The following is a 25,346-nucleotide window of genomic DNA, read 5'->3' on the forward strand; positions in this document are numbered from 1 at the left end:
ACCATCGAGCCGACCCGGGTCGGGCTGGTCCAGCAACTCCCGGCGGACCTGCAGGGGAGAAGCGAGCCCGTGTCCCCCATACCGCCCACACCCTCTGTGCCGTCTACGCCGTCTACGCCGTCTACGCCGTCTACGCCGTCTACGCCGTCTGCGCCGTCTACGCCGTCTGCGCCGTCGCCCGATGAGCATGAAGCGGCAGCGGTGCTCCGCGCCTGGGCCCGGATCTCCGCGTGGCTGGAGGCGCATGCCCCCGAGGTGCACGCCCGTCTCGGAGGTCCGGGGGACGCCGATTCCATCCACGCCGCGGAGGGGCACATGGGCGTACGACTCACCCCCGCAGTACGCCAGTTCCTGCTCGCGCACGACGCGGAGGCGGGGCGGCGGGACGCGCCGCGTACGACCTTGGTGGCGTACGGTTGCGCGGGCGTCACCCCCAGCTGGTCCCTCCTCGGCCTGACCGACATCGAGCGGGTCCACGCGGCGCGCATGGACCTGGCGGCGCTTGACCGTTCGCTCTGGCGCAGGGAGTGGTTGCCGATCGTGGCGGAGGACGACGGCTTGTACGGGACCTTCCTCGACACCCGTACCGGAACGGTGGGTTCGTGGAGCGAGAGCGAGGGCCCCGAGGAGGCCGTGCACCCCTCGCTGTCCGCCTACCTCACGGACATCGCGGACGGCCTGGAGGGCATCCGGCCACCCCACCAGGCGCAGGACCGCGACCTGGAGGAATGGACCCGCGAGAACGGCATCGTCGTCAACTACCGGGGCCGCATCCCCGCCCATGTCCGTGAGGCGTACCCAGCGGCCGAGGAGGCCTTGGAGCCCGAGGGGGGGGCCTGACGGCCGTCCCTCGGCCGGTCCCGGCCTTCCGCGCCGCCGGGCTCAGCACACGAAGCCCCCGTCCGGTGTCCGTCCGAAGGCCGCCGCCAGGACCGGTGCCAGGTCCGCTTCGGGCACGGCTGCCCGCACCTCCGGCAGCACCCGGGCGAAGTCCTCGTCGGCGATGACGCCCAGGTGTTCCTGCCTCAACGCGTGGATGACGTGGACGAGTTCCGGCCGGAGCCCCATCCAGGCACGGCTCGTCCGTACCTCCTCCGCCACCTGCTCCATGAACCAGCGCATGACCTCGTACGGCACGCGGACGTGCCCCGCGCCGGGATCGAAGCTCACGGTCGGTTCCCGGGCAGGGTCCTCGTCGGGGACGATCGCGATCGCCACGGTGCGCTGGTCGGCGACACGGTCCAGCTCCAGGTACCAGGCGTCGTCGGGCACGGAGTACAGGACGGTGATCGCGTAGTCGCCGTCGGCGTGCGGGAGGTGGGGCATGGCCGCATGCTGTCCGACCCAACGGGGCCCCGCTACCCGATATTCACCACCTGGGCCCAGTCCGGCGGGCCCGACGGCTCGTAGGCGGGGTCGTCCTCCCGCTCGTACCGGTTGGAGCGCTCGTACGGGCGGTCGAAGAGCCCGATCACCGTGCGCGCGGGCGGCCGCGCGGACGGCCACGGGGTGTGGCCGTCGGTGAGGGTCACGATGACGTCCGGCTTCGGGCGGGCCCGGATTGCTCTGGCGAATCCGGTACGGAGATCCGTTCCGCCCCCGCCCACCAGCGGTATTCCCTCCGCCCGGCACAGGGCGTGCACGGCCTGGGGCGCCGCGTCGCAGGACAGCACCGTCACCAGGTCGCGGCGTCCGCCCACCGCGCGGGCGATCGCGGCGACTTCGAGCAGGGCGCTGCCCAGCTCGGCGTCGCTGACCGAGCCGGACGTGTCGATGACGACCGTCACGCGCGGCGGCACGCGCCGCAGACTCGGCAGCACCGCCCCGGGCACGCTCGCGGAGCGGCGCGAGGGACGCCCGTACGCATAGTCGTCCCCCGCCCCCGACCCCGAGGCGGCCGAACGGATCGCCGCGCCGAGCAACTCCCGCCAGGGCTGCGGCGGGTGGAAGGCCTCCTCCGCCCACCGTTTCCACCCCTCGGGGGCGTTGCCGGGCCGGGACGAGAGCCCCTGCGCGACCCGGAACCGTACGGCGTCCCGCTCCTGCGCGCTGAGGCCGTGGGCTCCGCCGGGTCCGAGGTCCCAGGGGCGCTCGCGTCCGTCGGCGCCGCTGCCGCAGTCGAGCCAGGTGAGGTCCGCGGTGCGCGGGCCGAGGCGGAACTGCCGGAGGTAGTCCTCCATCAACTCGTCGCTGCCGAGCCCGAGCAGGCTCGGCGTGACGGCGCCTTTCGGCTGGACGAGTCCGTCCCCGAAGGCGTCGTCGTTGATCTCGCAGTCGGCGGCGATGTTCATGCGCAGTCGGTCGCCGGGGCCGGTCAACTCGCGGGCGCGGGCGACGCGGTCGCTGCGGCCGTGGTGGTCGCGCAGCAGGTGCGACACCTCGTGCACCCACACGCTGGCCAACTCCTCGACGGGGGTGCGGTCGACGAAACCCGGGGAGACGTAGCAGCGCCAGTGCCGGTCGACGGCCATGGTGGGGACGGACCGGGAGGCGACGGGGTGCAGCGCGAAGAGCGCGGTGGCGAGGTAGGGCCGGGCGCGGACGGCCTGAAGGCGGGCCGCGAGGAGTTTGTCCAGGTCGAGGGGGGTGCCGGGGGACGGAGTCGAGGCTTGGGCCTGGATCGGCGTGGAAGTCGGGGTCGCTCTCCGGGAAGGTGCGAGCGGTGAGGCGTCCTGGGCATGGGGACCGCTGCTTCCGCCCGGTGGCCGCCCGTCCGCCTCGGGACCGTCGCCCCGCGGGGGCCCCGGCTCGGGCTTCGGCCGGGGGCCTGGCTTGGGAATGCGCCGCGGAGCCACCCCCTCCCCCCGAGCCCACTTGGGCGACGGGGCCGCCCCCAGAGGGCGGAACGGGCGGGCAAGGGGGCGGCCCGCCCGATCCGGGCCCGCCCCGGTACCGGCCCCTGCCCGCACCCCAGGCACCGCCCCGCCCTCACCACCGGCCCACTCCGGAACCGGCACCGGCGCCGCCCCGCGCCCCGGAGCCTCCCCCGTCCCCTTCATCGCCCCGCCCCCAGCGCCGCCACTCGGCCCGCCGCCCGGTCCGCCCGATGGGACAACTGCACAACCCCCGCAAGCTTCTCGATCGACGCCGGAACATCCCATTCCTCCTGCCGCAGCGACGCCAGCGTCGTCGCCGGTACGACCACCAGGTCCGGTGCCCCCGTCTCCATCGCCCGTACGAGCACCTCCCACGCCGCGTCCCACCGCGCCCTCTCCGGGCGCTTGCGGACCGCCGCGACCACCCCGTCCAGCACCGCCTGCCGCAGATCGCCCCGCTCCGGGAGCTCCGCAGCGGCCGGATCGGCGAGGACGGATTCCGGGTCCGGGAGGTCCATCCGGTCCAGGCTCGCCAGGAGTTCGAGCCCAGGCCCGTCCCCGACCGTGCCCCTGACCAGCAGGGACAGCACTTCCCGCGACGCCCCCGCCGCCGTCGCGAACGCGGTCAGGCTCAGCGCCATGTCCCAGCTCCGGGGCGAAGGCCACGCCCCGCCGCGCCGCGTCTCGCTGCTGGGCAGCCGGTGGACGAGTGCGGGCCTGGCCTCCAAGAGCCCGCACACCGCCCGCCGCGCGTACGCCACCGAGTCCACCAGCTTCGCCGGGTCGAGCTGCGGCAGGCTCGCCCTCGGCCATGTACCGCCGAGACCCCGCACGACGACGTCGGGGTCGTGCGTCCAGTACAGGTGCACAAAACGGTTCGCGAGCGGCGGGCTCAGCTCCCAGCCGTCCGCCGCCGACGCACGCGGGTTGGCGGCGGCCACGATCCGTACGCCGGGCGGAAGTCGCAGCGCACCGACGCGCCGTTCCAGGACGAGACGGAGGAGGGCGGCCTGCACGGCGGGCGGCGCGGTGGACAGCTCGTCCAGGAACAGCAGCCCCCGCCCCGCCTCCGCGAGCCGTACCGCCCAGTCCGGCGGGGCCATCGGAACGCCCTGCGTGGCGGGATCGTCGCCGATGACGGGCAGCCCGGAGAAGTCCGACGGCTCGTGGACGCTGGCGATGACCGTGGTCAGGGGCAGGTCGAGCGACTCGGCGAGCTGGGTGAGCGCGGCGGTCTTGCCGATGCCGGGCTCACCCCACAGAAGTACGGGCAGGTCGGCGGCGACCGACAACGTCAGCGCCTCCAGCTGGACGTCCGGGCGGGGCTCGGTGCCGGTCGCCCGGAGCAGGGTCAACAGGTCGGCGGCCACGTCGAGTTGCGGAAGGAGAGAAGGTGCATCTGCGGACATACGGCATCACCTTGGGGTACGAGAAGGAACCGCCGGACGAGCGCCCGGCGGGGCAGAACGGAAGATCAGGCCCTCAGCGGGGCCCTGAATACGGGCTCACGGCCCGACGTGCCTCGCCCGACGCTGGCGATGGGCAGAGCTGTGCGGGGTCGGATGCGACTGCCACCGGTGCCAGGCGAGTTCACTCCAGTCGCGCCCGGGCTCCTCGATCCCCGCCCGGAACAACCCGTACGCGACCCGCCGCCGCGCCGCCTCCTCCAACTCCTCCTGGAGCGCTCCGCTGCGCAACGTCGCCGCAGGCCCGAGCAGCCCCTCGACCACCGCGAGCGCACCGGCGACATCACCGTGGTCGAGGCGTTCGCGCACGCCGGAGAGGCAGTGGGGGTTGCGGTGCGCGTCATCGACGGCACGCAGACAGGGCAGCGGCGTGCCGCTCAGCTCAACCAGCAGCTCCTCGCGCCGCAGCTCACCGGGATCGTGGTCGAGCGGCACCAGCACCCCGTCGACCAGCCCGATCCGATGCCGAGCCCCCCGGCAGTCGACATACCGGGGCCGCCCGGGCGCCATCGCCTCCGCCGCAGGCTCCTCTTCATGATCCGGTACGAGTACGGAGCCGACCAACGGATGCAGCCCCCCGGCACCGATCTCCCCGGCACGCAGAAGCCCGAGATCGGGCAGCACCCAGGTCGCCGCGTCCGGCAGCACCGGAAGCCCGGACTCCAGCGGCCCGTCCACGGCCCGCATCACGCCCCGCCCGGCATCCACCAGCACCCGGTGCCGCCGCCCGACCCGCACCTGGACGAGACCGGCGTCCCGCCCTTGGTCCCGCAGCAGAAGGCGGGCCTCCTCGACCCACCGGTCCACCGCGAACGCCTCCCGGTGCGGCAGATCGGGCAGTTGCCCGGGGCGCGGGCCGACCCCTGCCCGTACCCCCAACTCCCCCGTCCTGCGGGCGTCCCACAGATGCCGGTGCAGATCAAAGCGGAAGCGGCGGTCGGGGTGGGCAGCGGCCCGGGTGCCGTCCCACAGGGTCAGGCTGACCCGCTGTCCGGCGTCAGCCCAGGCGGGCGGTGTCCGCACGACGAGCCACACGGAGCCGGGCCCCGCCCCCGTGTACCGGGCAAGCGGAATGGTCAGCCCGGGGCGGAGAAGTCCGTCGGGGGCGATCCGGGGAAGGTGCCAGCGCAGCAGATCCGGCACCAGACACCGCAGGTCCGCACGGACGTTCGCCGCAAAGTCCTTGCCGTACGCCTGCCGCACATCGCGGAGCGGAATGTCGACGTCGACACCGGCCGCCGCACACGCCCCGGCCCAGTCCCCGGCACGACGACGGGCGGCAGCTGTCTCGATCATGGACGGCGGCACGGCGTATCTGCGCACGCGCAGCCACAGGGAGAGCCGGGAATCCGGCATGTCCAGCGGAGGAGAGGAAGAGGAGGGAGTCCCGGAACCGGCCACGGACTCCTGAAGGGGGCGGGTATCCACCGCCGCGTACTCAGTGAGCATCAGCACTCACCTTGCGCGGACGGGGCCCCCCATCGGCATACCGAAGAAGTAGTCATCGCCGGGAGCATAAGCACAGTCCCCCGGGACCGGCCAGCACTTTTCTCCGCCCCCGCCCCAACTGCTCTCACACGCCCGCCCGTTCCCACCTCTTCAGCACTCGGGCCGCCGCCTGCGGGGCAGGCCAGATCTGCAGGCGGACCTGCTCCATGGTCTCGGGCGACGTGCCGGAGTCGATGTCCGCCGCGACCGCTGCGGCGAGGTTGCGCCGGGAGGCCCGGACCCGTATCCACCCCTCGGGGACGTCGAAGCGGGCCGCGTCGTCGAAGAAGTCGCTGCACCCCATGACGACCACCTGCCCGGAGGGCGCTTCGAGCCCCGCCTCGACGACGTGGTCGAAGTCCGCGAGGTCACCGGCCGTCGGTTCCGCCGTGAGGACATCGACTCGAACGGCCACCGTGACATTGACAGCGGTGCCTATCCCCAGCAGCCCGTCGGCGACGGCGATGCCGTCGGACACCGTCTGATCGGTCCACGCCTCTCCGAGGTCGTCCTCGGACTCCTCGTCCTGGACGTGGATCTGGTGGTAATCGGCGAAGAGTTCGAGTTCGGCAGCCATGGAAACAGCGTGCCACGGAGGTCTGACAATCCCCCTCCGGCCCCGGACACGACCACCGAGCCGTCCCACCACCTCGCCGCCTCTCCCCGACCCCTCCCCACCGGGCCGGCCTGCGCGACGGCACCGGTTAGGACGTGAAGATCCCGGTGTTCTCCCGCGCCCACTGCGCGAACGTACGCGCCGGCCGTCCCAGCAGCGAAGCCGTCGTCTCGGCCACGGGCTCGGGCTTGCCGTCGGCGGCCTCCCACCCCCTGAGCAGCGAGGAGACCATCGGCGCGGGCATGAACGCGGACATCTGCCGCTCCTGTTCGGCACGCGAGATCCGTTCGACGGCGACCTCACGGCCGATGGCGTCGCCGATGGCGGCGAGCTGCTGCCGGAAGCTGAGCGACTGCGGCCCGGTCAGGGAGATCGAACGACCGGCGAGCGCGTCGCCGGTGAGGGCGGCCACCGCGACGTCGGCGACGTCGTCCGGGTGGATGAACGCGAACTCGGCCTCCGGGAAGGCGAGCTGGACCGGCAGCGACCGACCGATGGTGCGCGCCCAGCCCCTGGCGTTGCTGTCGAAGGCGCCCGGGCGCAGGAAGGTGCAGGTCAGCTCGGATGCGGCGAGCGCCTCCTCGACCTGGGAGTGGTGCAGCGCGAGGGAGTCGTTCTCCGCTCCCGGCGCGAGGACCGAGGAGGAGGACAGCAGCACGATGTGCTCGACCCCTGCGGCGACGGCCGCCTTGATCAGGTCGTCGATGCCTTCGGGGTTCGGGTAGAGGAAGACCTGCCGGACGCCGTCGAGCGCGGCGGCGAAGGTCTCCGGCCGGTCGAGCACCAGCTCGACGGCGTCGACGCCGTCCGGAACGGACAGCTCCGCAGGGCGGGCGCTGGCGGCGCGGACGGGGAGACCGGCGGAGTGCAGCCGGTCGACGACGGCACGGCCGATCTGGCCGCGGGCGCCGGTGACGAGGATGGGCACACGAGATTCCATTGCTTGCGTATTCACATATGCATGTTTACACGCACACGTTTTCACGTCAACACATGTCTGCGTGAACCCATCCAGCTACGATGTCGGCCATGACGAAGCGCGCACCGGAATCCGCCGACGACCTGCTGAACGCCGCAGGTCCAGCCCTCGGCAAGCTGCGGCGGTCCTCCCTCCTGGACGTGGAGAACCCCATCTCCGCCAAGGACTTGAGCCGCACCCTGGTGCTCAACATCGTCCTGGAGGCGGAGCAGGTCGACCCGCCCGAGGAGCCCCGCGAAATCACGGTCGGTGGCATCGCCACCCACCTGGGCGCGGACCCGTCCGTCGCCAGCCGGATGGTCTCGGACTGCATCACGGCGGGCTATCTCGTCCGCGCCGCCTCCCAGCAGGACGGCCGCCGCACGGTCCTGCACCTCAGCGAGGAGGGCCGCGACCTGATGGCCCGCTTCCGCCGCCACCAGCGTGCGGCCTTCGAGGCCATCACCGCCGACTGGCCCGAGGGCGAGCGCCTCGCATTCGCCCGCCTCCTCCTGAAGTACGTGGATTCCCAGGACGCCCTGCGCCCCTCCCGCTGAAGCCCGCCTCCTCCTCCCCTACGGCTTGCGCCACACCATCACGTACCGCCAGAACAACCCCCGCCTCACCCTCACGCCCGGCAGCAGCACCCGCGCCTCACCGGCGATCCGCGCGAAGCTCATGTCCGCCGCCCGCACCGGAGCGGTCATCGCGGCGGGCCTGGCCACCTTCCGCCCCTTGTTCCTGGCCAGCGCCATCACGACGTTCGCCGCCGCGGAAGCCAGCCCGAACGCCTGGTCCGTCCGCGATTCCTCCCTCGCGCACCCGACCACCACCAGCGTCCCCCCGGGTGCCAGCCGCTCCCGGAACCCTTCCAACGCCTCCCGGAACGGCAGATGGTGCAGCACCGCGACACACGTGATGACGTCGTACGTCCCGGGCGGAAGCTCCTTCACCGCATCCCCCACCACGTACCGCACGGCCGACTCCGACGGCGTCAGCTCCCGCGCCCGCTCCACGATCGCGGCATCGGCGTCGACACCCCGCACCGCCCCACCCCGCGCCGCGAGCAACCGCGCCAGATCCCCGCTCCCGCACCCCACATCGAGCGCACTCCCGAACCGCGCGGGCAACTGCCGCAGAATCCACGGGTGGTAGTGGGCGTTGTGGTCCCAGGGCCGCCCCGCATGGAACCGGTCGAGGGCCTGAAGCAATCGCACCAACGGTCTCGTCATCCCGAGATTCCATCACCCCGGGCAAGCCCGTCCCGAACCGCCCGGCGAAGATGGCCGGATGGATCACAGCGGCCCGACGGCCCCGGCGGCAACGGCTCCCCTCCTCGCCCACGCCCGTGCCCTGTGGGTGGAACTCGCGGGCGCGCCCGTGCGGTTCGGGCCCACCGGCGACGCCCGGATCGTGGTCTCGCCCGCGTCCCGGTGGTGTCCGCCGTCCTGGTGCGGTTTCGTACGGATAGGGGATGCGGCTCTGGTGACCGCGCCGGACCGTGGGACCGCCGCCCGCGTGGCGGAGGCGACGCGCGGCCTGCCGCCCGAGGCGCTCGTCGACCCGGCGTACCTGTCCCTGCCGGTGCGGGAAGTCCTCGGCCCCGCCGCGCTGTTCTACGCGGACGGAAGCACCTTCCTCCCCACCCACGAGGCCGCCGGGGTCGAGGAGCACGCCGACGTCGGCCGCTTCCTGGGGCCACTGCTGGCCCGGGTCGACCAGGCTGAGGCCGAGGAGAGCGCGCTGACGGACATCGACTCGCCCGCCTTCTGCCTGGGCAGCGGCGGTGGCATCGTGGCCGCCGCGGGCTACGAGGTCTGGGCGGGGCGCGCCGCGCACCTGAGCGTGCTGGTCGCACCGGAAGTCCGCGGCCGGGGGCTGGCCCGCGCCGTGGCGTCGGCTGCGGTGGCCCATGCGCTGGACGCGGGGCTCCTGGCGCAGTGGAGGGCGCGGCCGGTTCCGTCGCAGCGGGTGGCGCGGGCGCTGGGGTTCCGGGAGTTGGGGGCGCAGTTGAGCGTGCGCGTCCCGGCCGACCAGAGCCCCTGACCTGCCACCCCCTGCCCCCGGCCGACCAGCACCCGCCAGCCCGCCGCCGCCTCACCCCACCCGCATCTCCAGCACCTGTCCCGGCCACTCCCCCACCGTGAACGGCGCGGTGCGGACGAACCCGTTCCGCTCGTAGTACGCGACCAGCTCGCCCCCGCCGCCCGCCCAGCAGTCGACCCGGAGCAGGTCCACCTCGGCCTTTCGGGTCACCTCCACCGCGTGGGCCAGGAGCACCGAGCCGATGCCCTGGCCGACCCGCCGCCGGTCGGTGATCAGCAGGCGGACGTACCGCTCGGGCTCGGTGACCAGCGGGATCGCCTCGTGGCCGGGCCCGGTCCCGAGCACCACCGCGCCGACCAGCTCACCGTCCAGCTCGGCGACGTACGCCTCCTGCACGGTCGTGTAGCCCTCGATCCGCTGCACGCCGCCGGGCTTCTGCGAGTACGGGGTGGTGCCCCACTGCTGGGTGTTGCCGCGCGCGTTCATCCAGGCCACGGCCCCGTCGAGCAGGTCGAGGATGGCGGGTGCGTCGTCGATGGTGCCGGGGCGTAGGTGAAGCGCGGGGCTGGTGTGAGTCATGGCGAAAGCCTAGAGACCCGTACCGCAGGGGTAAACCGTTGGCCGACTCCCTTCCCCAGCGCCTAACTTGAGCCCCATGGGTCATGGAAAGACGTCGTACGTCTGCCTCGCCTGCCGGGTCTCGTACAAGCAGCCGTACGAGGGGCAGCCCGACCGGCAGCGGATCTGTCCGCGCTGCACCGAGCCGTTGATCCACGCCGGTTCGGCCTTCGCCGCGCCCAGGCGGCGGGACGTGAACGCCTGGCGGACGGTGGGCGTGCTGCTCCGCGCCGGGGTCGGATTCCACAAGAGCCGCAGCGGCGGGCCCGGCTTCCGGCCGCGCACCGTGCGTGAGGTGCGCGAGCGACTGGTCGTGGGCCGCCGGACGGGCACGCCCGATGCCCGCGCGCTCACCCGGGAGAACATGCCATGAGGGAAGGGGCCGGTGTGGCCCCTTCCCCGTGTGGGCGGAGGCCAGTTTGGCCCCTTCCCCGTGTGGGCGGGGGCCGGTGCGGCGCCTTCCCCCGTGTGCGCGGCTACTGCTTGCCCGCCCCCGCCTCCAGCGGTCGCACCCTGAGCAGCGCCCGGGTCGGGAACGCCGTCGCGGCCACGGTGAGCAGGACCGCGCCCGCCGCCAGCGGCACCGCCACCGTCATCGGGATGTGCGGGCCCGACCCCGTGATGCCGCGCGCGATCGGCAGCAGCGTGATCCAGGCGATCGCTGACCCGAGGATCAGCCCTGTCCCGGCGACCAGCAGCGCCTCCCAGCGCATCATGCCCCTCACCTGGCGGCGGGTCGTGCCGGACAGCCGCAGCAGCCCGACCTCACGGCGGCGCTCCAGGACCGTCATCACGAGAGTGTTGACGGCCGCGATGGCCGCGAATCCGCCGAGCACCGCCGCCATGACCGTGTTCGCCCACGCCCCGAGTTCCTGGGTGAGGTCCGCCTGGACGCCGTACCCGGCCGCGTCGGTGACGGCCGCCGAGGGGGCGAGCCGCTGCAATTCCTTCGCCAGGGCGCCCTGTTCGGACCCGGGCTTCGCCGCGACGAGGACCTGCGTGTCGTACGGGGCCGTGACGTGCGCCGCCACGTCCGCTCGCGGCATGAGCACCTGCCCCACGCCCAGACCTCTGTCGTACGTCGCCACCAGCTTCGGCGTCACCTTCGTCCCGTCGCCGAGGCGCAGCGGGACGCGGTCACCGGTCCGCACACCCAGGTTCTCGGCGAGCCTGCCGTCCAGGGCGACGGTGCCCTTGGCCAGGGCTGCGAAGGAACCGTCCTTCAGGCCCAGGTCGAGCACCTTCGGCAGGTCGGCGGGGTTGCCGGAGACACCCAGGGCCGTGGCCGTCACCAGGTTCTGCATGGACTCGTAGACCACTCCGGTACGGAGGATTCCGGTGGCGCTCTCGACGCCCGGAAGCGCCGCCGCGTATCCGGCGGTCTCGGCGGGAAGCCCGGAGCCGGAGGTCAGGACGCGGTCGGCGACGACCGCTGCGGAGACATTGCGCGAGGAGGCCTCGCGGATGCTGCTCTGCATGAAGACGAGTGTTCCGCAGAAGGCGATCACCATCACGATCGGTGTGATCGCGGACGCCAAACGCCGCGCATTGGCCCGGGTGTTGTCCGCGGACAACGATCCCGACGCCCCCAACGCGCCCGATTTGAGCGGAAAAGCGAGGAATCCGGTGCCGATTTGTGCGATCATCGGGCCGAGCAACGCCACCCCGGCCAGGAAACACAGGACGACCCCGAGCGCGGTCGTCGCGGCCGCGTCGCCGCCGAGTTGCGAGGCGACGGCCGCCATCGCCGCACCCCCCGCGCAGAACCCGATGCCGAACCCGACCCGCACCTTGCCCAGCGTCGCGGACGGCACGGCCGCCGCACCGAGCGCGAGCCCCGGCCGCAGCTTGGACGGCTTGCGGGCGGCGAGTCGGCCCGCCCCGAGCGCCGCGAGAACGCTGATCAGCACCGCGGCCACGACCGGCAGCGGGCCCGTCTCCAGCGTGATCTGCGGCGGCACCGCACCCCGCTCCACCAACTCCGCGAACCACCAGCGCGCCAGGGCATAACCGGGGATCGCCCCCAGCAGCCCGGCCGCCGGGGCCAGCATCATCGCCTCGGTGGCGATGGTCCGGCGGATCTGCTGCGGTGTCGCGCCGATCGCCCTGAGCAGCGCGAACTCGCGAGCACGCTGGTTCGTCGCGAGGGCGAGGGTGCCCATGATGACGAACACGGCGGTCATGGCGGCGATCCCGCCGAAGGAGGCCCCGAGACCCAGCAGATACGTCTTTCCCGCCGCCAGGGCGGGAAGTTCCGCCCCGCCCCGGTCCTTGCCGGTCAGTACCTGCGCCCTGTCGCCGACCGCCTGCCCGACCTGCGCGGCAAGCGTGTCGGCGTCCGTCCCCCGCTTGGGGGTGACAAGGATCGCGTCGGCCTTCCCGGGGTGGCCGGAGAGCCGGTCGGCGGTCGGCGCGGCGAACCAGGCCTGGGTGCCGAGCGGCGAGGAGTCGGCGAGGCCGGAGACGGTGTAGGTACCGGTGCCGCCGGGGGCGGCGAGCCGGATGCGGTCGCCGGGCTTCACCCCGGCCTGCCCGGCGGCCCGCCGGTCGAGGACGACTTCCCCGGCGGAGGGCGCGCGTCCGGCGGCGAGGGGCCCGGCGGCGGCGATGTTCCCGCCGGTCAGCGCCCCCGCCTTCGGCTGCTGTACGGGGAAGGGTGCGTCCGGCACCGCCGAGGCGACACCGGGGCGGGCGGCTATCCGTACCGCCAACGCGGTGTCCACGCGGCCGCGTTCGGGCAGCGGGACCGAGATGGTCTGCTCGTTCTCGCTGCCCCGGTTCATGGTCAGGGAGGTGTACGGATCGGCCGCGACGACGACGGGGGCGTGTGCGTACCGCACCGGCTCGACCTTCGCGAGGAGGCTGGTCTGGAGGAGGGCGCCGCAGCCCGCGATGACGGCGGCGCCGAGGAGGAGGGCGACGAAACTGCCCACGAAGGAGGCCGGGCGGAAACGGACCGCCGCCCGGGCGAGACCGTTGCTCACGCAGCGGCTCCCGCGAAGGAGGCGGGGCGGAAGGCGGCGAGATCGGCCATGCGGGCGGCCACCGACTGCGGGTCGGGCCGGTGCAGTTCACCGGCGAGCGCGCCGTCGGCGAGGAAGAGGACGCGGTCGGCGTGCGAGGCGGCGACCGGGTCGTGGGTGACCATGACGACGGTCGCACCCATCGAGTCGACGGCCCGGCGCAGCAGTCCCAGCACCTCCTGCGCGGCCTGGGTGTCGAGCGCGCCGGTCGGCTCGTCGGCGAAGACGACCTCGGGGCGGGTGATCAGGGCCCGGGCGATGGCGACGCGCTGCTGCTGGCCGCCCGAGAGCTGGCCGGGGCGGCGGTCGCCGTGCGCGGGCAGGCCCACTTCGGTGAGGAGTTGCTGTGCGAGCCCGCGGTCCTGCTTGACGCCCGCGAGGCGTTGCGGCAGCAGGACGTTCTGCGCGACGGTCAGGGAGGGCAGCAGGTTGAAGGACTGGAAGACGAAGCCGATGCGGGAGCGGCGCAGTTCGGTGAGCCGGTCCTCGCGGAGGCGGGAGATGGACTCGCCACCGAGGAGTACGTCGCCGGAGCTGGGCCGGTCAAGGCCCGCCGCGCACTGGAGGAAGGTCGACTTCCCGGAGCCGGAGGGCCCCATGACGGCGGTGAAGCCACCGCGCGGCAGGGCGAGGTCGATGCCGCGCAGGGCGTGCACGGTGGCGGAGCCGCGCCCGTAGGTGCGGACGACGGACCGCAGCTCGACGGCGGCGGGCTCGGGCTGGTGGAAGGCCCCGGGCTGGTGGAAGGCCCCGGGCTGATGGAAGGCGGCCGGGTGCGTGGGACGCGCCGGGGCCTCGCTCCTGGGGCGCTTCGTCCGCGTCTCGGTGTGCGTGCGGTCTCGACGCAAGGCCATGACGTCCCTTTCTGCACGGCTCACTCGCAAGGTGATGGAGCCGTGGGTGGTGTGGTGCTGCTGGTACGTGATGTCTCCACCGTAGAAATCCGCGGCCTCGGGAGGAATGGGGCCAACCACGCTCTGTGGGGTGGTGCTAGCCCCCCACCTGAACGGGGTTCAGGCTCCTCGGTTCCCGCTTTTCCGGAAAGAAATGCAAAGCCTTGTGAAGGTGCCGTGAAACGGCAAAACCGCAGGTCAGAGCCGAAATAGCGAGGCGTTAGCGGAACGTAAGCGGAACGACAGGCCAGGGGCTGAAGCTGAAGGCAGACCAGGTGCTTGCACGATGCACCGACCAGTCCGCCGCACTCCGTTCCGCCGCACTCCGTTCCATCGCGTTCCAGTCCGCCACACCCCAGGGGGAGCCCCACATGCGTACGTCCGTTCGCCGTCCCGCCGTCCTCGCCGCTGCCGCGGTCGCCGCCCTCAGCCTCTCGCTCACCGCCTGCAACGGTGACGACAAGGCCACCGGCAGCGCCGCCTCCCCGTCCTCCGCCTCGGAGCAGTCGAACTCGGGGGCGACCCCCGGCACGGACAAGTCCGCCGACGCGAGCACCGACGGCCCGTCTTCCGACGGCAAGGGCCAGGCCAAGGACAGCGCGGGCTCGGGCAGCGGCTCGGCCGGCGGCAGCGGCTCGGGCAGCAGCTCCGGCAGCAAGTCCGGCTCCTCCGCCTCCCAGACCGGCTCCAAGAAGCCCGGCGCGGGCAAGGCCCCCGCCTGCACCGTCGACGACGTGAAGATGTCCGCGAAGACGAACGCCGAGCCGCCCTTCAGCTACCTCGAACTGACCGCGAAGAACACCTCCGGCCACGCGTGCCAGCTGGTGGACTACCCGCAGGTCACCTTCGGCGACTTCCACACCGCGAAGACCCTCCCGGCCGTCGCCAAGAGCAAGCCCGAGGTCCCGATCGTGCTGGAGCCGGGCGCGCCCGCCTACGCCATGATCAAGATCAACTTCGCGGGCACCAACGAGGACAGCGCCGAGTACAAGGAGTTCAACGTGGAGGTCTTCGCCAAGGGCGGCGGCCCCCGGGAGGGCGCCGAGGTCGTCTCCGTGCCGAGCGGCTTCCAGGTCGACGAGAAAAACGCCAAGACCGGCTACTGGACGTACGAGTTCCGCAACGGCGCCGACGACTTCTAGTCGCCTGCCCCCCCCAGAACGGCCGCCCCGCCCGAATCCCCCATTCGGACGGGGCGGCTCCCCCTATGACCCGGTCCACAGCGCGCGCATTACCGGTCCACAGCGCGCGAACGGCTCGCCACCGCAGGGCGCGCATCCGTACGCCTCCCCTCACACGGCTCTGACGGCGACTGGAAGACCGCTTCCTGACGGGGCATGACATCCTTGAGCGTCACGACTCGCCGGAGGGGATCGGCGGGCGTCCAGGGGCCCCGAGGCTCCTGGGGCTTTGGGGTTACGGGGAACATCGATGAGGCTCTGCTTCCTGGTGGAAGAGCACTACCGGCACGACGGCATGCCCCGCGAGGTGATCGGCCGACTGACCTCCTGGGGACACCGGGTGGACGTGGTGCGGCCGGGCGGCTCGCTGCTGGAGATGGGCGAGGCGGTACGGGCTGGGGTGCACGACGCCTGGGTCCTGAAGACCGTCTCCGGCGGGCCCGGACTCACCCTCCTGGAGGCCGCCGCCGAGGCCGGGCTGACCACCGTCAACGACGCCCGCGCGATACGCCGCGTACGCGACAAGGCCCTGGCGGCGGCGATCGGCCGCAGCCACGGGCTGCCCCTCCCGCCGACCTATGCGGCAGCCTCCCCCGAACTCCTCACCGCGATACCCGAATCGGCGTACCCGCTGGTCGTCAAGCCCGCCGACGGCAGCGCGGGCCGCTCGGTCCACCTCGTCCCCACCCCGCAGCGGCTCGCCGCGCTGCTCCCCGCACTCTCCGGCGAGGGCATGCTGATCGCCCAGCCGTACGTGCCCAACGCGGGCGTCGACCTCAAGGTCTACAGCGTCGGCGGCGAGCTCTACGCCACCGAACGGCGCTCCCCGCTCCACCCCGACCACCCGGCGCGCGAACGCCGCGTCGCCCTCCCGGCCGAGGTCGCGAAGACCGTCGTACGGGTCGGGGAGGTGTACGGGCTCGATCTGTACGGGGTGGACGTGCTGCTGGGTCCGGACGGGCCGGTGGTGGTGGACGTGAACGACTTCCCCAGCTTCCGCCGGGTCCCGGACGCTGCGGGACAGGTGGCGCGGGCGGTGCTGGAACTCGCGCGGAGGGGGCCGGAGTTGCCGGTGCCGGGCGTCGCGGGGGTGTCGAGAGTTCAGTCCCTTCAGTCCCTTTCGAGCGCGAATCAGTACATTTCAGGCGCAGATAAGGGCGATTCGGGCCTTGTGCGGGCTCATTCGGTCCCTCAACGGTCCCTCCCGGACCCTGTCCAGTCCCTTTCGGGGGCGGTTCAGTCCCTCCCGGACCCGGTTCAGTCCCTTTCGGGGTCCGCGGCTCTCGGCGCGCCGATGCCGGTGGTCGCGGGTGAGGGCGCATGAGGGTCGGCCTGATCACACCCCGGCCGGACCATCCGCTGCTGGCGGAGACCGCTGCGCTGCTCGTCGACGCCGGTCACCAGGTGCTCGTACGAGATCCGTCGACGACGGAGACAACGGACGCGCGGTCCGGGGCTCCGGCCTCCGGACCCCGCGCCTCCGAATCCCGTGCCTCCGGACCTCCCGCTTCCGGACCTCCCGCCTCCGGACCGCAGGCGGACGTCTACCTCCTCAAGGCCCGGACGCCGCGCGCGCTCGCCCTCGCGCGTGAGCTGGAGCGGCGCGGTGCGCGCGTGGTGAACTCCGCCGGTGCGACCGCGCTCCTCCAGGACCGTACGGAGATGGCCGACGTCGCCCGGCGCGCCGGACTTCCCTTCGCCACCACCCGCACCTTCGCCGCGCTCGCCGACTTCGCGGCGGGCCCTCCGCCCGCCGGACCCGTGGTGGTCAAGAGCCGCCACAGCCGCAAGGACGATGTGGTGGCTCGCGTCGACACCCCTCGCGACCTGCGCGAACTGGCCGCACGGCATCCGCACGAGCCCGTCGTGGTCCAGGAGTTCGCCCCGAACGACGGCTGGGACGAGAAGCTGTGGGCCGTCGGCCGGCACGTCTTCGCCGCGCATCGCCGTTCCGAACTGGCCCACGGGGACCTCGACGCCCCGCCTCCGCTCCCCGACCGGACCGACCTGGTGCGCCGGGTGGGCGAGGTGTTCGGGCTCCAGGTGTACGGAGTCGACGTCATCAGCACCAAGGACGGCACCCCGCTCATCGTCGACATCAACGCCTTCCCCGGCATCCGGGGCCAGGCGGGCGCCCCCGAGGCGCTGGCCTCGCTGGCGCTGGGGACGGACGCGGCTCCCCTTACGCTTCCCGCATGCCGATCATGAACACGACCGACGACGCCCAACTCGCCCTGTCCACCGCGCAATCGGGCGCCTCCGTGGTCCGGGGGCTGTACGGTGCCCCGCTGGATCGCGTCGAGAAGTCCGCCGGGGACTTCGCCACCGAGGCCGACCTCGCGGCCGAGCGCACCATGCTGGACCTGCTGCGCACCGCGCGCCCCGAGGACGCGGTGACGGGCGAGGAGAGCGGGGCCACGGGGACGGCCGGGGCGCAGCGGCGCTGGCTGGTCGATCCGCTCTGCGGCACGCTGAACTACGCCGTGCAGAACATGCTGGTCGGTGTGAACGTCGCCCTGCGCGAGACCGGATCGGGGATCACGGCGGCGGCGACGGCCGACCCGTTCAACGACGAGGTGTTCTGGACGGACGGCACCCGCGCCCGGCTCCGCAGGGGCGAGACGGACACCCCCCTCCTCCCTTCCCCGGACTCCCGCCTGGTCGACCTCAACCTCGACCCGCCGTTCCCCGCCTTCCCGCCCGCCCGGCTGCTCACCGCCCCCGGGTTCGCCGAGCGCTTCCGGCCGCGCGTGGTCTCCACCTCCCTGGCGGTGGCCTGGGTGGCGGCCGGCCGTCGGGCCGCGTACGTCACCGACGGCGGCGACCTGCGTGAGAGCGTGCACTTCGCGGCCGGAATCGCGCTGTGCGAGGCGGCGGGCTGCACGGTGACGGGCATCGACGGTCTGCCGCTCGCATCGAGCGCGGGCGGCCTGGTGGCGGCGGCGGACGCGGAGACGCACGCCGCGCTGATGAAGCTGATCCGGCTCGCGTAGCGGCTGCGGCCCGACCAGACCGGTCCAATCGGTCAGGCCGTGGCCGCCAGCCGGAACCGTACGCCTGTCATCTCCTCCGACAGCTCCCAGAGCCTGCGGCCCGTCCCGGGATCGGCCGCGGCCGGGGCGAGTTCCACGCGGATCGGCGCGCCCCGGAGTTCCGCGAGTCCGCCGGGTCCGATGAAGTCGCCGCCCGCCACACCTTCGGCGGTCGCGGCGTACAGCTGCGGCAGGGCGCCCTGTTCCGGGGGCTGGGCGAGGAGCGGGTTGCCGATACGGCCGAACACGAGCCGCCAGATGCCGATCGGCCCGTTCATCTGAAGCCCTGTGGCGGTGTACCCGGGATGGGCAAGCACGCTGCGCACAGGGCTGCCCGCCTCGCTCAGCCGCCGGTGCAGCTCGTGCCCGAAGACCGCATTGGCGAGTTTCGACTGGTTGTAGGCCCTCATGGCGGAGTACGCACGTGTGCCGTGCAGGTCGTCGAAGTCGATCCGGGCCTTGCGGTGGTTGACCGAACTGACCGTCACGACACGGGCGTCGGCCCCGTCCCGGGCTGCCGCTTCGAGCAGGTCGAGCAGGAGGCCCGTGAGGGCGAAGTGGCCGAGGTGGTTGCAGGCCAGTTGCAGCTCATGGCCCTGTGCGCTGAGCGTGCGGGGCGGAGCCATGACTCCGGCGTTGTTGACGAGGACGTCGAGGCGGGCCCGGTCGCCGTGCAGCCGCTCGGCGAAGGCCCGTACGGAGTCGAGATCGGCGAGGTCCAGCCGCCGCACTTCCAGGCGGGCGTCCGGCAGTTCTTCGCGCAGGGCGGCCACCGTCCGGTGGCCCTTGGCCTCGTCCCGGACGGCGAGGACCACGTCTGCACCGCGCCGGGCCAGGGCCCGTGTGGTGGCGAGGCCGAGTCCGCCGGTGGCTCCGGTGACCACACACAGGCGGCCGGTCTGGTCGGGAATCCGGTCGACGTTCCAGGGCAGGGAGAAGTCGTGTTCCTTCATGCGGCAGAGAATGCCTTCGGTGGCACTTGGTGTCAAGACGCTACCGAGTGCCATGTTCGGCATGTTGTGTAGCATGGCTGCATGACCTCCCGCCCCGAAGCCGTCGGCAGCCTCGCCGAGCGCAAGCGTCAGCTCGTCGCGGACGAACTGGCCGAAGCGGCCATGCAGTTGCTGGCGCAGAAGGGCTTCGACACGGTCACCGTGGACGAGATCGTGGCGGCCGCCGGGGTCTCGAAGCGGACGTTCTTCCGGTACTTCGCGTCCAAGGAGGACGTCGTCGTACGGTTCCTGGCCGACCTGGGATCCGGCATCCGCGCGGAACTCGCGGCCCGCCCGGTGGGCGAACCGCCGTCCCTGGCGCTGCGGCACGCGGTCTCGGTGCCGTTGGCGGCCTGTGCGGACCACTCGGACCGGGCGCTTCAGGTGGTCCAGCTGATCCTGCGGACCCCCGCCCTGCACGCGCGCTTCCTGGAACGTCAGGCGCAGTGGCGCGAGGACCTGACGGCGGAACTGGCCGCCCGTCGCGGGCTGGACGCCGCGACCGCCCTCTACCCCGCGCTGGCCGCCGGTACCGCAGTGACCGCCTTCAACACGGTGCTCCAGCGCTGGAGCGAGAGCGACGGCGACCGGGACGCCCTGGACCTGGTCGCCGAAGCCTTCACCGTGCTGTCCCCGGCCCTCGACGGCCCGGACTCCGGCGCCCCCGCCGCCTGACCCTCCTCGGCACGCGCCCGGCGGTGGAAGTCACCGGCACAGCACCGTGGGCACACGCATCCCGACGTATCCGCAGCCGCCGCACTTCCAGGCGGGCGTCCGGCAGTTCACCGCGCTCGCCGACCCGCCGATCACCCCGGTGCCTCACAGGGACCGCAGGACCGCGACGACCTGGCCCAGACCGCCGCTTCCAGCGCGGCCTCTTCACCCCGCTCCGCCAGGCAGTCGTCGGAGGGAGTGGGCAGAGGGTCACTGATCAGGGCCGGCGCGCGGGCAGCGAGAGCGTACGCGCGCGGACGGTACGGGTCACGGTGAAGGAAGCCCCTTCGGTGGAGGCACAGCACTTCGCGGACCGACCGCACCGCTTCGTCCGTCCGCACCATCCGCACCCGGCCACTTCGTCGTCCCAGCCAGATCCACGGCCTGTCCCGCTGCCTACGCTGGGCGCACGCTCAGCCGACGACCAAGGACGGTTTCCATGACGGCAGCAGTCGAACCCGCGCGTTGGAACAATCTGCTCAGCACCTCAGCGGCCAAGCACAAAGTCCCCGGCGCTTCGCTCGCCTTCTTCCACGACGGGAAGATGCACGAGTTCGCCACCGGTGTGCTCAACCGGGACACCCAGGCCCCGGTCCGTACCGACTCGCTCTTCCAGATCGGCTCGGTCACCAAGGTGTGGACGGCCACGCAGATCATGCTGCTCGTGGAGGCGGGCCGACTCGACCTCGACGCCCCCGTCGTCGAAGTCCTCCCGGAGTTCCGGGTGGCCGACGAGGCGCTCACCAAGTCCATGACCGTACGCCATCTGCTCACGCACACCTCCGGCATGGACGGCGACTTCTTCCTCGACACCGGCCGGGGCGACGACACTCTGGAGAAGTACACCGAGGCGTGTCGCGACCTCACCGCGATCCACCCGCTGGGCGCCACCCAGTCGTACTGCAACTCGGGCTTCTCGGTGCTCGGCCGGATCATCGAGCAGGTGACCGGCAAGGTCTGGGACGCGGCACTGCGCGAGCAGATCATCGAGCCGCTGGGGCTCACCCACACCGCGACGCTCCCCGAGGACGTCCTGCGCCACAGCTCGGCCATGGGGCACGAGGCAGACGGGTCGACGTCCCCGGTGTGGGGCCTGATGCGGTCCGCGGGACCCGCCGGACTGATCTGCGCGCAGGCATCCGACGTGGTCCGGTTCGGGCAGGCCCACCTCGCCGACGGGCTGCTCGCTCATCCCGAGGTGATGTGGGAGGCTCATGCGACCGTGCCGTGCCCCCTGCCGTTCGCCGCCGAATGGGGCCTGGGCTGGATGCTCGACTCCCTGTCGGGGCGCCGGATCGTCTCGCACGCGGGCAACACGATCGGCCAGTCCGCCCTCCTGTGGGTCGTACCGGAACTGGACTTCGTCGCCTGTGTCCTGATCAACGGCGGCGACTCCTCGGGAATGCAGCACGAGGTCGCGACCGAACTCTTCCGCGAGCTCCTCGGTATCGACGTCCCCGCCGCACCCCAGCCCCCGGCCACTCCCGTCGCCGTCGACGCCGAGCGCTACACCGGGGTGTACGAGAGCGTGGGCAGCAAGGTCACGGTGACGCAGACCGACACCGGCGGGCTGCACCTGCTGATGGAGACCAAGGGTTCCTTCGCGGGCGTGAACCCGGACAGGGAGTGCGACCTCGTCGTCCTGGGCGAGGGAAGGGTCATCGGCCGGCTGCGCGGCGAGGGCCCCTGGATGTCCATGACCTTCTACGAACTGGCCGACGGCTCGCCCTATCTCCACCTCGGCGCCCGCGCCCTGCCCAAGACGGCCTGAAGGGTGCTGCCATGACAAGCACCTCTCCGTACGGGAACGACCACGCGCAGGAGCACCGGCAGGAACACGCGCAGACCCGGAGTCGTGGAGTACCCCGACGGACGCCGCCACGCCGCCGCCGTCCTCCTGCGGCCCCACTCGACGGCGTACCGGCTCCCGAGGGCGGCGCGGCCATCGGACGGGCGGCGCGGGCAGCCGTCGACCTGCTCCGTACCTGAGCGAGCGGCACCGCACCGACGGAATCATTCGGCGAGGGGCAACTTCCCCCGAGGAGTGCCCTCATACCCCGTGAGCTGGCGTGATGTCTGGATACGCGTACTACCGTGACCTCATGCTGAACCGGCCGTGCCCCTCGCTGCGGCGCATCGTCGACGACCTGGGCTCTACCGTGCTCCATGTCGTCGCCGCGCCCCCCGGTGATCTCCGAGCGGGGATCACCGGGGTGCACATCTACGATCCGCTCGACGAACTGCTGGTGACCCCCGGTACCCTCCTGCTCGCCGTCGGCGTCGAGGGCGGCGAGCGGATCCGCGCACTGATGAGGGCTGCGGCCCCTGCCGCCGCCCTCATCGTCAAACAGCCGGTGGAACCCGACGAACCGATGCGGCAGACGGCGGCCGAAACCGGTGTCGCCGTCCTGGGCCTGGCCCGCGCCGCCTCCTGGGCCCAGATCGCCGCCATGCTGCGCTCCTTGCTCTCCGAAGGGGACTTCGGTGATCCGGAGGACGGCCTGCCCGGCGACCTCTTCGTGCTGGCGAACGCGATCTGTGCTCTGCTCGACGCACCCGTCACGATCGAGGACAGGGACTCCCGGATCCTCGCCCACTCCGGCCGTCAGGAGGAAGCCGACCCCAGCCGGGTCGCCACCGTCCTCGCCCGGCAAGTCCCCGATCACATACGCCGGATCGTCCGGGAGCGCGGCATCCTCCAGCAGCTGGACCGGAGCCGGGAGCCCGTCTTCGTGCGCCTGGAGGAGGGGGACATCCGCCGGACCGCGATCGCGGTCCGGTCCGGTGACGAGATCCTCGGGTCCATCTGGGTCGCCGCCCCCGACCCCCTGGACGCCCAGCGTGCGAGCGCGCTGACGGACGCGGCAAAGATCGTGGCCCTGCAGCTCCTGCGCGAACGTGCCGGGGCCGACACCCGGCGGCGACTGCGGGCCGACCTGCTCTCCACCGTCCTCGAAGGCGGCCCGGGCGCTCCGGGGGCCGCCGCCCGGCTCGGGATGGCCGACGGCGCACCAGGCGGTGTGTGCGTCCTCGCCGCCCAGCTCGCCGACGACACCGCCGTGCACACGGACGCCGACCGCGAACGCTTCTGCGATGCCCTCGCGCTCCACGTCAGCGCCATCCATCCGCGTTCGTCCGCCGCCGTGGTCGGCACGGTGGCGTACGCCGTACTGCCGATGCCGCAGGGCAGGGCGGACCACGAGGGCAGCGAACGCAGGGCCGTCGAGGTGGCCAGGAAGTTCCTGTCCAGGACCGGCGTACGGTACGCCGCCCGCATCGGCGTCGGCCGCCCGGCCGCCACCCTCGCGCAGGTGGCCCGCTCCCGCGCCGACGCCGACCGGGCACTGCGCGTGCTGACATCGCACCAGGAGCCCCACACCGCCGCCGGTTACACCGAGCTGCACATCGAGTCCCTGCTGCTCCAGCTCGGCGACCTCGCGACCGTCCAGGAACACCAACCCGTGGGCGCCTACCGGCACTTGCTCGCGTACGACTCCGAGCACGGCAGCGATCTGGTCGCCACGCTCTCCTCCTACCTCGACGCGCTGGGAGACGTACCGGCCGCCTCGGCGCGCATGCACGTCCACCCGAACACCTTCCGGTACCGGCTCAAGAGGGTCGTGGAGGTCAGCGGGCTCGACCTGGACGATCCGCAGGAACGGCTCGGCGTCATGCTCCAGATCCGCCTCTTCGGCGCCAGCGCCGCGGCCGGTGCACCGGCCCCGAAGCGGGCGGGCGGGCCGCCGTCGCCCTGAATCCTCGTCCCGTTGGCCGCCAGGTTCGTCCCGTTGGCCGCCAGGACGGACAGCCACCCGAGTTTTGTGCTCCGGCACGAATACCGGGGGGCCGCAGAGCGGACAGGGTGGTGCCCACTCCCGCACGACACCCCCTCGCGTCCCGAAGTTCCGCTTCTGGAGTCCTCCATGAAACCCCTCCGCACCACCGTGGCCGCGGCCCTGTCCCTGCTGCTCGCGACCACCGGCTGCGCCGCCACCGGCGGTCCGGCCCCGGACGGCGACACCTTCACCCTCACCACGCCGCTGGCCCCCGGCGCACTCGACCCCTCGCACTCGACGGCGGGAGGCACCAACCTCCTGCTGTCCATCGGCTACGACACCTTGGTCTCCAGCGACGAGAAGGGCAGAACGGTACCGGGGCTCGCCGAGAAGTGGCGGGTGACGCCGACATCCGTGACCTACACCCTCCGCAAGGGCATCACCTGCTCCGACGGGTCACCGCTGACGCCGAGCACCGTCGCCGCGAACGTCGCCCACGAGACCGCCCCCGCCACCAGATCGCTCCGCCTCGGCGTCACGGTCCCCGCCGGCCTCACCGCCAGGGCCGACGACGCAGCCGGCACCGTCACCCTGGCCACACCGCAGCCGTTCAGCTTCATCCTGCAGACCTCCGCGATGATGTACCTCGTCTGCGGCAAGGGCCTCACCGACCGCAAGCTGCTCGCCCGGGGCATGTCGGGCTCGGGCCCGTACCGACTCGTACAGGTGCAGCCCGGCGACCGCTACTCCTTCCGGCTGCGCAAGGACTACGCCTGGGGCCCCGGTGGCGCCACCTCGGCCGGCATGCCGGAAAGGCTGGTCGTGCAGGTGGTCGCCAACGAACAGACCTCCACCAACCTCATGGTCGCCGGTGCCGCCAACGCGACCTTCGTCCAGGGTCCTGACCGGGCCCGCCTCAAGGCCGTCCAGGGCATCCGGACCGAGGAAGTACCCACCGGCAGCGAACTGTTCCTCTTCCGGCAGAGCAAGGGCACACCGACCGCCGACCCGGCCGTCCGCAAGGCGCTGTCCATGGCACTCGACATCGAGGCCCTGGGCAAGATGGCGTCCGGCGGCAGCGGCGCCCCGCCCCACGGCATGGTCTCGGAGCCGCGCCCCTGCCCCAGCGTCGACTTCTCCCGCTACCTGCCGCCGAACGACCTCGCCGGAGCCAAGGCCGTCCTGGACGCGGCCGGCTGGCGGGAGGACGCGGGCGGAGTACGGGTCAAGGACGGTCGCAAGCTGTCGCTGACCCTGGTGTTCGCCAGCGGCCGGGGCGAGGCCGCCGCGGCCACCGCCGAGTACGCCGCCGCCGAGTGGAAACGCGTCGGCGCCGACGTCAAGCTCCTCGGCCTCACCGGCGGCCGCCTCGCCGACACCACCAACGGCACCCTCGACTGGGACATCGGCGCCCTGCCCATCAACGTCCCGCTGCCCTCGATGCTCATGGGCGTCCTGTCCGGCCCCACCCCGCCGGACGGCGGCAACTTCCTGTACCTGAAGAACCAGCGGTACGAAGCCCTCACCGGCCGGGCACTCGGCATCCCGGGCGAGCCCGGCTGCGTGCTGTGGAACAAGGCCGAGGCATCGCTCGTGGAGCACCACGACATCATGCCGATCGTCGACCTGACCACCACGCTGGCGACCCGGAACGGCTCCCTGCGCATGGTGCCCGGAATCGTGTACCCGACCACCATCCGGCTGCACACGGAAGGCAAGTGATCCGC

At 72.6% G+C, this 25,346-nt stretch carries 24 protein-coding genes; 13 read left to right on the top strand and 11 right to left on the bottom strand.

All coding sequences use genetic code 11. From position 1 onward, the window contains the following. Positions 1-201 precede the first annotated feature (201 nt). Entirely contained in the window at positions 202-840 is a 639-nt protein-coding gene (locus ACIO3O_RS02630; protein ID WP_401741004.1) for an SMI1/KNR4 family protein, read from the top strand. A gap of 42 nt (positions 841-882) precedes the next feature. Here the strand turns inward: ACIO3O_RS02630 and ACIO3O_RS02635 are convergent, their stop codons facing one another. The 6 genes from ACIO3O_RS02635 to ACIO3O_RS02660 all read right to left on the bottom strand — a co-directional run bounded on the left by ACIO3O_RS02635 (position 883) and on the right by ACIO3O_RS02660 (position 7,314). Continuing rightward, positions 883-1,326, bottom strand: coding sequence for a hypothetical protein (locus ACIO3O_RS02635; RefSeq protein ID WP_401741005.1), 444 nt, complete (start codon positions 1,324-1,326; stop codon positions 883-885). A 32-nt stretch (positions 1,327-1,358) separates the two neighbouring features. Next, the gene (locus ACIO3O_RS02640) at positions 1,359-2,621 is read right to left on the bottom strand and encodes a VWA-like domain-containing protein (RefSeq protein WP_401741856.1); all 1,263 of its coding nucleotides are present in this window, start codon (positions 2,619-2,621) and stop codon (positions 1,359-1,361) included. A 374-nt stretch (positions 2,622-2,995) separates the two neighbouring features. Continuing rightward, the gene (locus ACIO3O_RS02645; RefSeq protein WP_401741008.1) at positions 2,996-4,225 is read right to left on the bottom strand and encodes an AAA family ATPase; all 1,230 of its coding nucleotides are present in this window, start codon (positions 4,223-4,225) and stop codon (positions 2,996-2,998) included. A 96-nt stretch (positions 4,226-4,321) separates the two neighbouring features. After that, complete coding sequence (locus ACIO3O_RS02650) at positions 4,322-5,638, bottom strand: hypothetical protein (protein ID WP_401741859.1); 1,317 nt, start codon at positions 5,636-5,638, stop codon at positions 4,322-4,324. 217 nt (positions 5,639-5,855) lie between these two features. After that, complete coding sequence (locus ACIO3O_RS02655) at positions 5,856-6,347, bottom strand: hypothetical protein (protein WP_401741009.1); 492 nt, start codon at positions 6,345-6,347, stop codon at positions 5,856-5,858. A gap of 127 nt (positions 6,348-6,474) precedes the next feature. Further along, entirely contained in the window at positions 6,475-7,314 is an 840-nt protein-coding gene (locus ACIO3O_RS02660; RefSeq protein WP_401741012.1) for an NAD(P)H-binding protein, read from the bottom strand. A gap of 101 nt (positions 7,315-7,415) precedes the next feature. On the opposite strand from ACIO3O_RS02660, the gene ACIO3O_RS02665 reads away from it, so the two are divergent. Then, entirely contained in the window at positions 7,416-7,901 is a 486-nt protein-coding gene (locus ACIO3O_RS02665) for a MarR family winged helix-turn-helix transcriptional regulator (protein WP_401741014.1), read from the top strand. 18 nt (positions 7,902-7,919) lie between these two features. On the opposite strand, the gene ACIO3O_RS02670 is transcribed toward ACIO3O_RS02665, so the two are convergent. Further along, the gene (locus ACIO3O_RS02670) at positions 7,920-8,576 is read right to left on the bottom strand and encodes a class I SAM-dependent methyltransferase (protein ID WP_401741015.1); all 657 of its coding nucleotides are present in this window, start codon (positions 8,574-8,576) and stop codon (positions 7,920-7,922) included. Between the two features lie 58 nt (positions 8,577-8,634). Between ACIO3O_RS02670 and ACIO3O_RS02675 the strand changes: the two genes are divergently transcribed. Then, positions 8,635-9,390 carry a GNAT family N-acetyltransferase gene (locus tag ACIO3O_RS02675; RefSeq protein WP_401741018.1) on the top strand — a complete coding sequence of 252 codons (756 nt, stop codon included), beginning with the start codon at positions 8,635-8,637 and terminating at the stop codon, positions 9,388-9,390. A gap of 51 nt (positions 9,391-9,441) precedes the next feature. On the opposite strand, the gene ACIO3O_RS02680 is transcribed toward ACIO3O_RS02675, so the two are convergent. Then, entirely contained in the window at positions 9,442-9,969 is a 528-nt protein-coding gene (locus ACIO3O_RS02680; RefSeq protein ID WP_401741020.1) for a GNAT family N-acetyltransferase, read from the bottom strand. Positions 9,970-10,045: 76 nt separating this feature from the next. Here ACIO3O_RS02680 and ACIO3O_RS02685 point away from each other — a divergent pair, with 76 nt between their 5' ends. Beyond that, positions 10,046-10,381: a deoxyxylulose-5-phosphate synthase gene (locus ACIO3O_RS02685; RefSeq protein WP_401741022.1), complete on the top strand. Its 336-nt coding sequence runs from the start codon at positions 10,046-10,048 to the stop codon at positions 10,379-10,381. Between the two features lie 103 nt (positions 10,382-10,484). Here the strand turns inward: ACIO3O_RS02685 and ACIO3O_RS02690 are convergent, their stop codons facing one another. After that, the gene (locus tag ACIO3O_RS02690; RefSeq protein WP_401741023.1) at positions 10,485-12,992 is read right to left on the bottom strand and encodes an FtsX-like permease family protein; all 2,508 of its coding nucleotides are present in this window, start codon (positions 12,990-12,992) and stop codon (positions 10,485-10,487) included. Next, positions 12,989-13,885 carry an ABC transporter ATP-binding protein gene (locus ACIO3O_RS02695; RefSeq protein WP_401741026.1) on the bottom strand — a complete coding sequence of 299 codons (897 nt, stop codon included), beginning with the start codon at positions 13,883-13,885 and terminating at the stop codon, positions 12,989-12,991. The genes ACIO3O_RS02690 and ACIO3O_RS02695 overlap by 4 nt, the downstream gene beginning before the upstream one ends. A gap of 410 nt (positions 13,886-14,295) precedes the next feature. Between ACIO3O_RS02695 and ACIO3O_RS02700 the strand changes: the two genes are divergently transcribed. The 4 genes from ACIO3O_RS02700 to ACIO3O_RS02715 all read left to right on the top strand — a co-directional run bounded on the left by ACIO3O_RS02700 (position 14,296) and on the right by ACIO3O_RS02715 (position 18,098). Continuing rightward, complete coding sequence (locus ACIO3O_RS02700) at positions 14,296-15,066, top strand: DUF4232 domain-containing protein (RefSeq protein WP_401741029.1); 771 nt, start codon at positions 14,296-14,298, stop codon at positions 15,064-15,066. A gap of 289 nt (positions 15,067-15,355) precedes the next feature. Further along, positions 15,356-16,429 carry a RimK family alpha-L-glutamate ligase gene (locus tag ACIO3O_RS02705; protein WP_401741031.1) on the top strand — a complete coding sequence of 358 codons (1,074 nt, stop codon included), beginning with the start codon at positions 15,356-15,358 and terminating at the stop codon, positions 16,427-16,429. After that, on the top strand, positions 16,426-17,313 hold the full coding sequence (locus ACIO3O_RS02710; RefSeq protein ID WP_401741033.1) for a RimK family alpha-L-glutamate ligase: 888 nt from the start codon (positions 16,426-16,428) through the stop codon (positions 17,311-17,313). Before ACIO3O_RS02705 ends, ACIO3O_RS02710 begins: the two co-directional genes overlap by 4 nt. Then, on the top strand, positions 17,301-18,098 hold the full coding sequence (locus ACIO3O_RS02715) for an inositol monophosphatase family protein (RefSeq protein ID WP_401741036.1): 798 nt from the start codon (positions 17,301-17,303) through the stop codon (positions 18,096-18,098). The genes ACIO3O_RS02710 and ACIO3O_RS02715 overlap by 13 nt, the downstream gene beginning before the upstream one ends. A gap of 32 nt (positions 18,099-18,130) precedes the next feature. Here ACIO3O_RS02715 and ACIO3O_RS02720 read toward each other — a convergent pair whose 3' ends face one another. Next, entirely contained in the window at positions 18,131-19,090 is a 960-nt protein-coding gene (locus tag ACIO3O_RS02720; protein ID WP_401741039.1) for an oxidoreductase, read from the bottom strand. An 81-nt stretch (positions 19,091-19,171) separates the two neighbouring features. Here ACIO3O_RS02720 and ACIO3O_RS02725 point away from each other — a divergent pair, with 81 nt between their 5' ends. The 5 genes from ACIO3O_RS02725 (at position 19,172) to ACIO3O_RS02745 (ending at position 25,341) form a co-directional block, all read left to right on the top strand. After that, complete coding sequence (locus tag ACIO3O_RS02725; protein WP_401741042.1) at positions 19,172-19,804, top strand: TetR family transcriptional regulator; 633 nt, start codon at positions 19,172-19,174, stop codon at positions 19,802-19,804. 478 nt (positions 19,805-20,282) lie between these two features. Next, complete coding sequence (locus ACIO3O_RS02730) at positions 20,283-21,614, top strand: serine hydrolase domain-containing protein (RefSeq protein WP_401741043.1); 1,332 nt, start codon at positions 20,283-20,285, stop codon at positions 21,612-21,614. A gap of 11 nt (positions 21,615-21,625) precedes the next feature. Then, positions 21,626-21,832 carry a hypothetical protein gene (locus ACIO3O_RS02735; protein ID WP_401741046.1) on the top strand — a complete coding sequence of 69 codons (207 nt, stop codon included), beginning with the start codon at positions 21,626-21,628 and terminating at the stop codon, positions 21,830-21,832. A gap of 113 nt (positions 21,833-21,945) precedes the next feature. Then, positions 21,946-23,598, top strand: a complete 1,653-nt coding sequence (locus ACIO3O_RS02740) for a PucR family transcriptional regulator (protein ID WP_401741049.1) — start codon at positions 21,946-21,948, stop codon at positions 23,596-23,598. Positions 23,599-23,766: 168 nt separating this feature from the next. Beyond that, positions 23,767-25,341: an ABC transporter substrate-binding protein gene (locus ACIO3O_RS02745; protein ID WP_401741050.1), complete on the top strand. Its 1,575-nt coding sequence runs from the start codon at positions 23,767-23,769 to the stop codon at positions 25,339-25,341. Positions 25,342-25,346 lie beyond the last annotated feature (5 nt).

The sequence above is a fragment of the Streptomyces sp. NPDC087440 genome (genome assembly GCF_044744005.1).
Classification (GTDB): Bacteria; Actinomycetota; Actinomycetes; order Streptomycetales; family Streptomycetaceae; genus Streptomyces.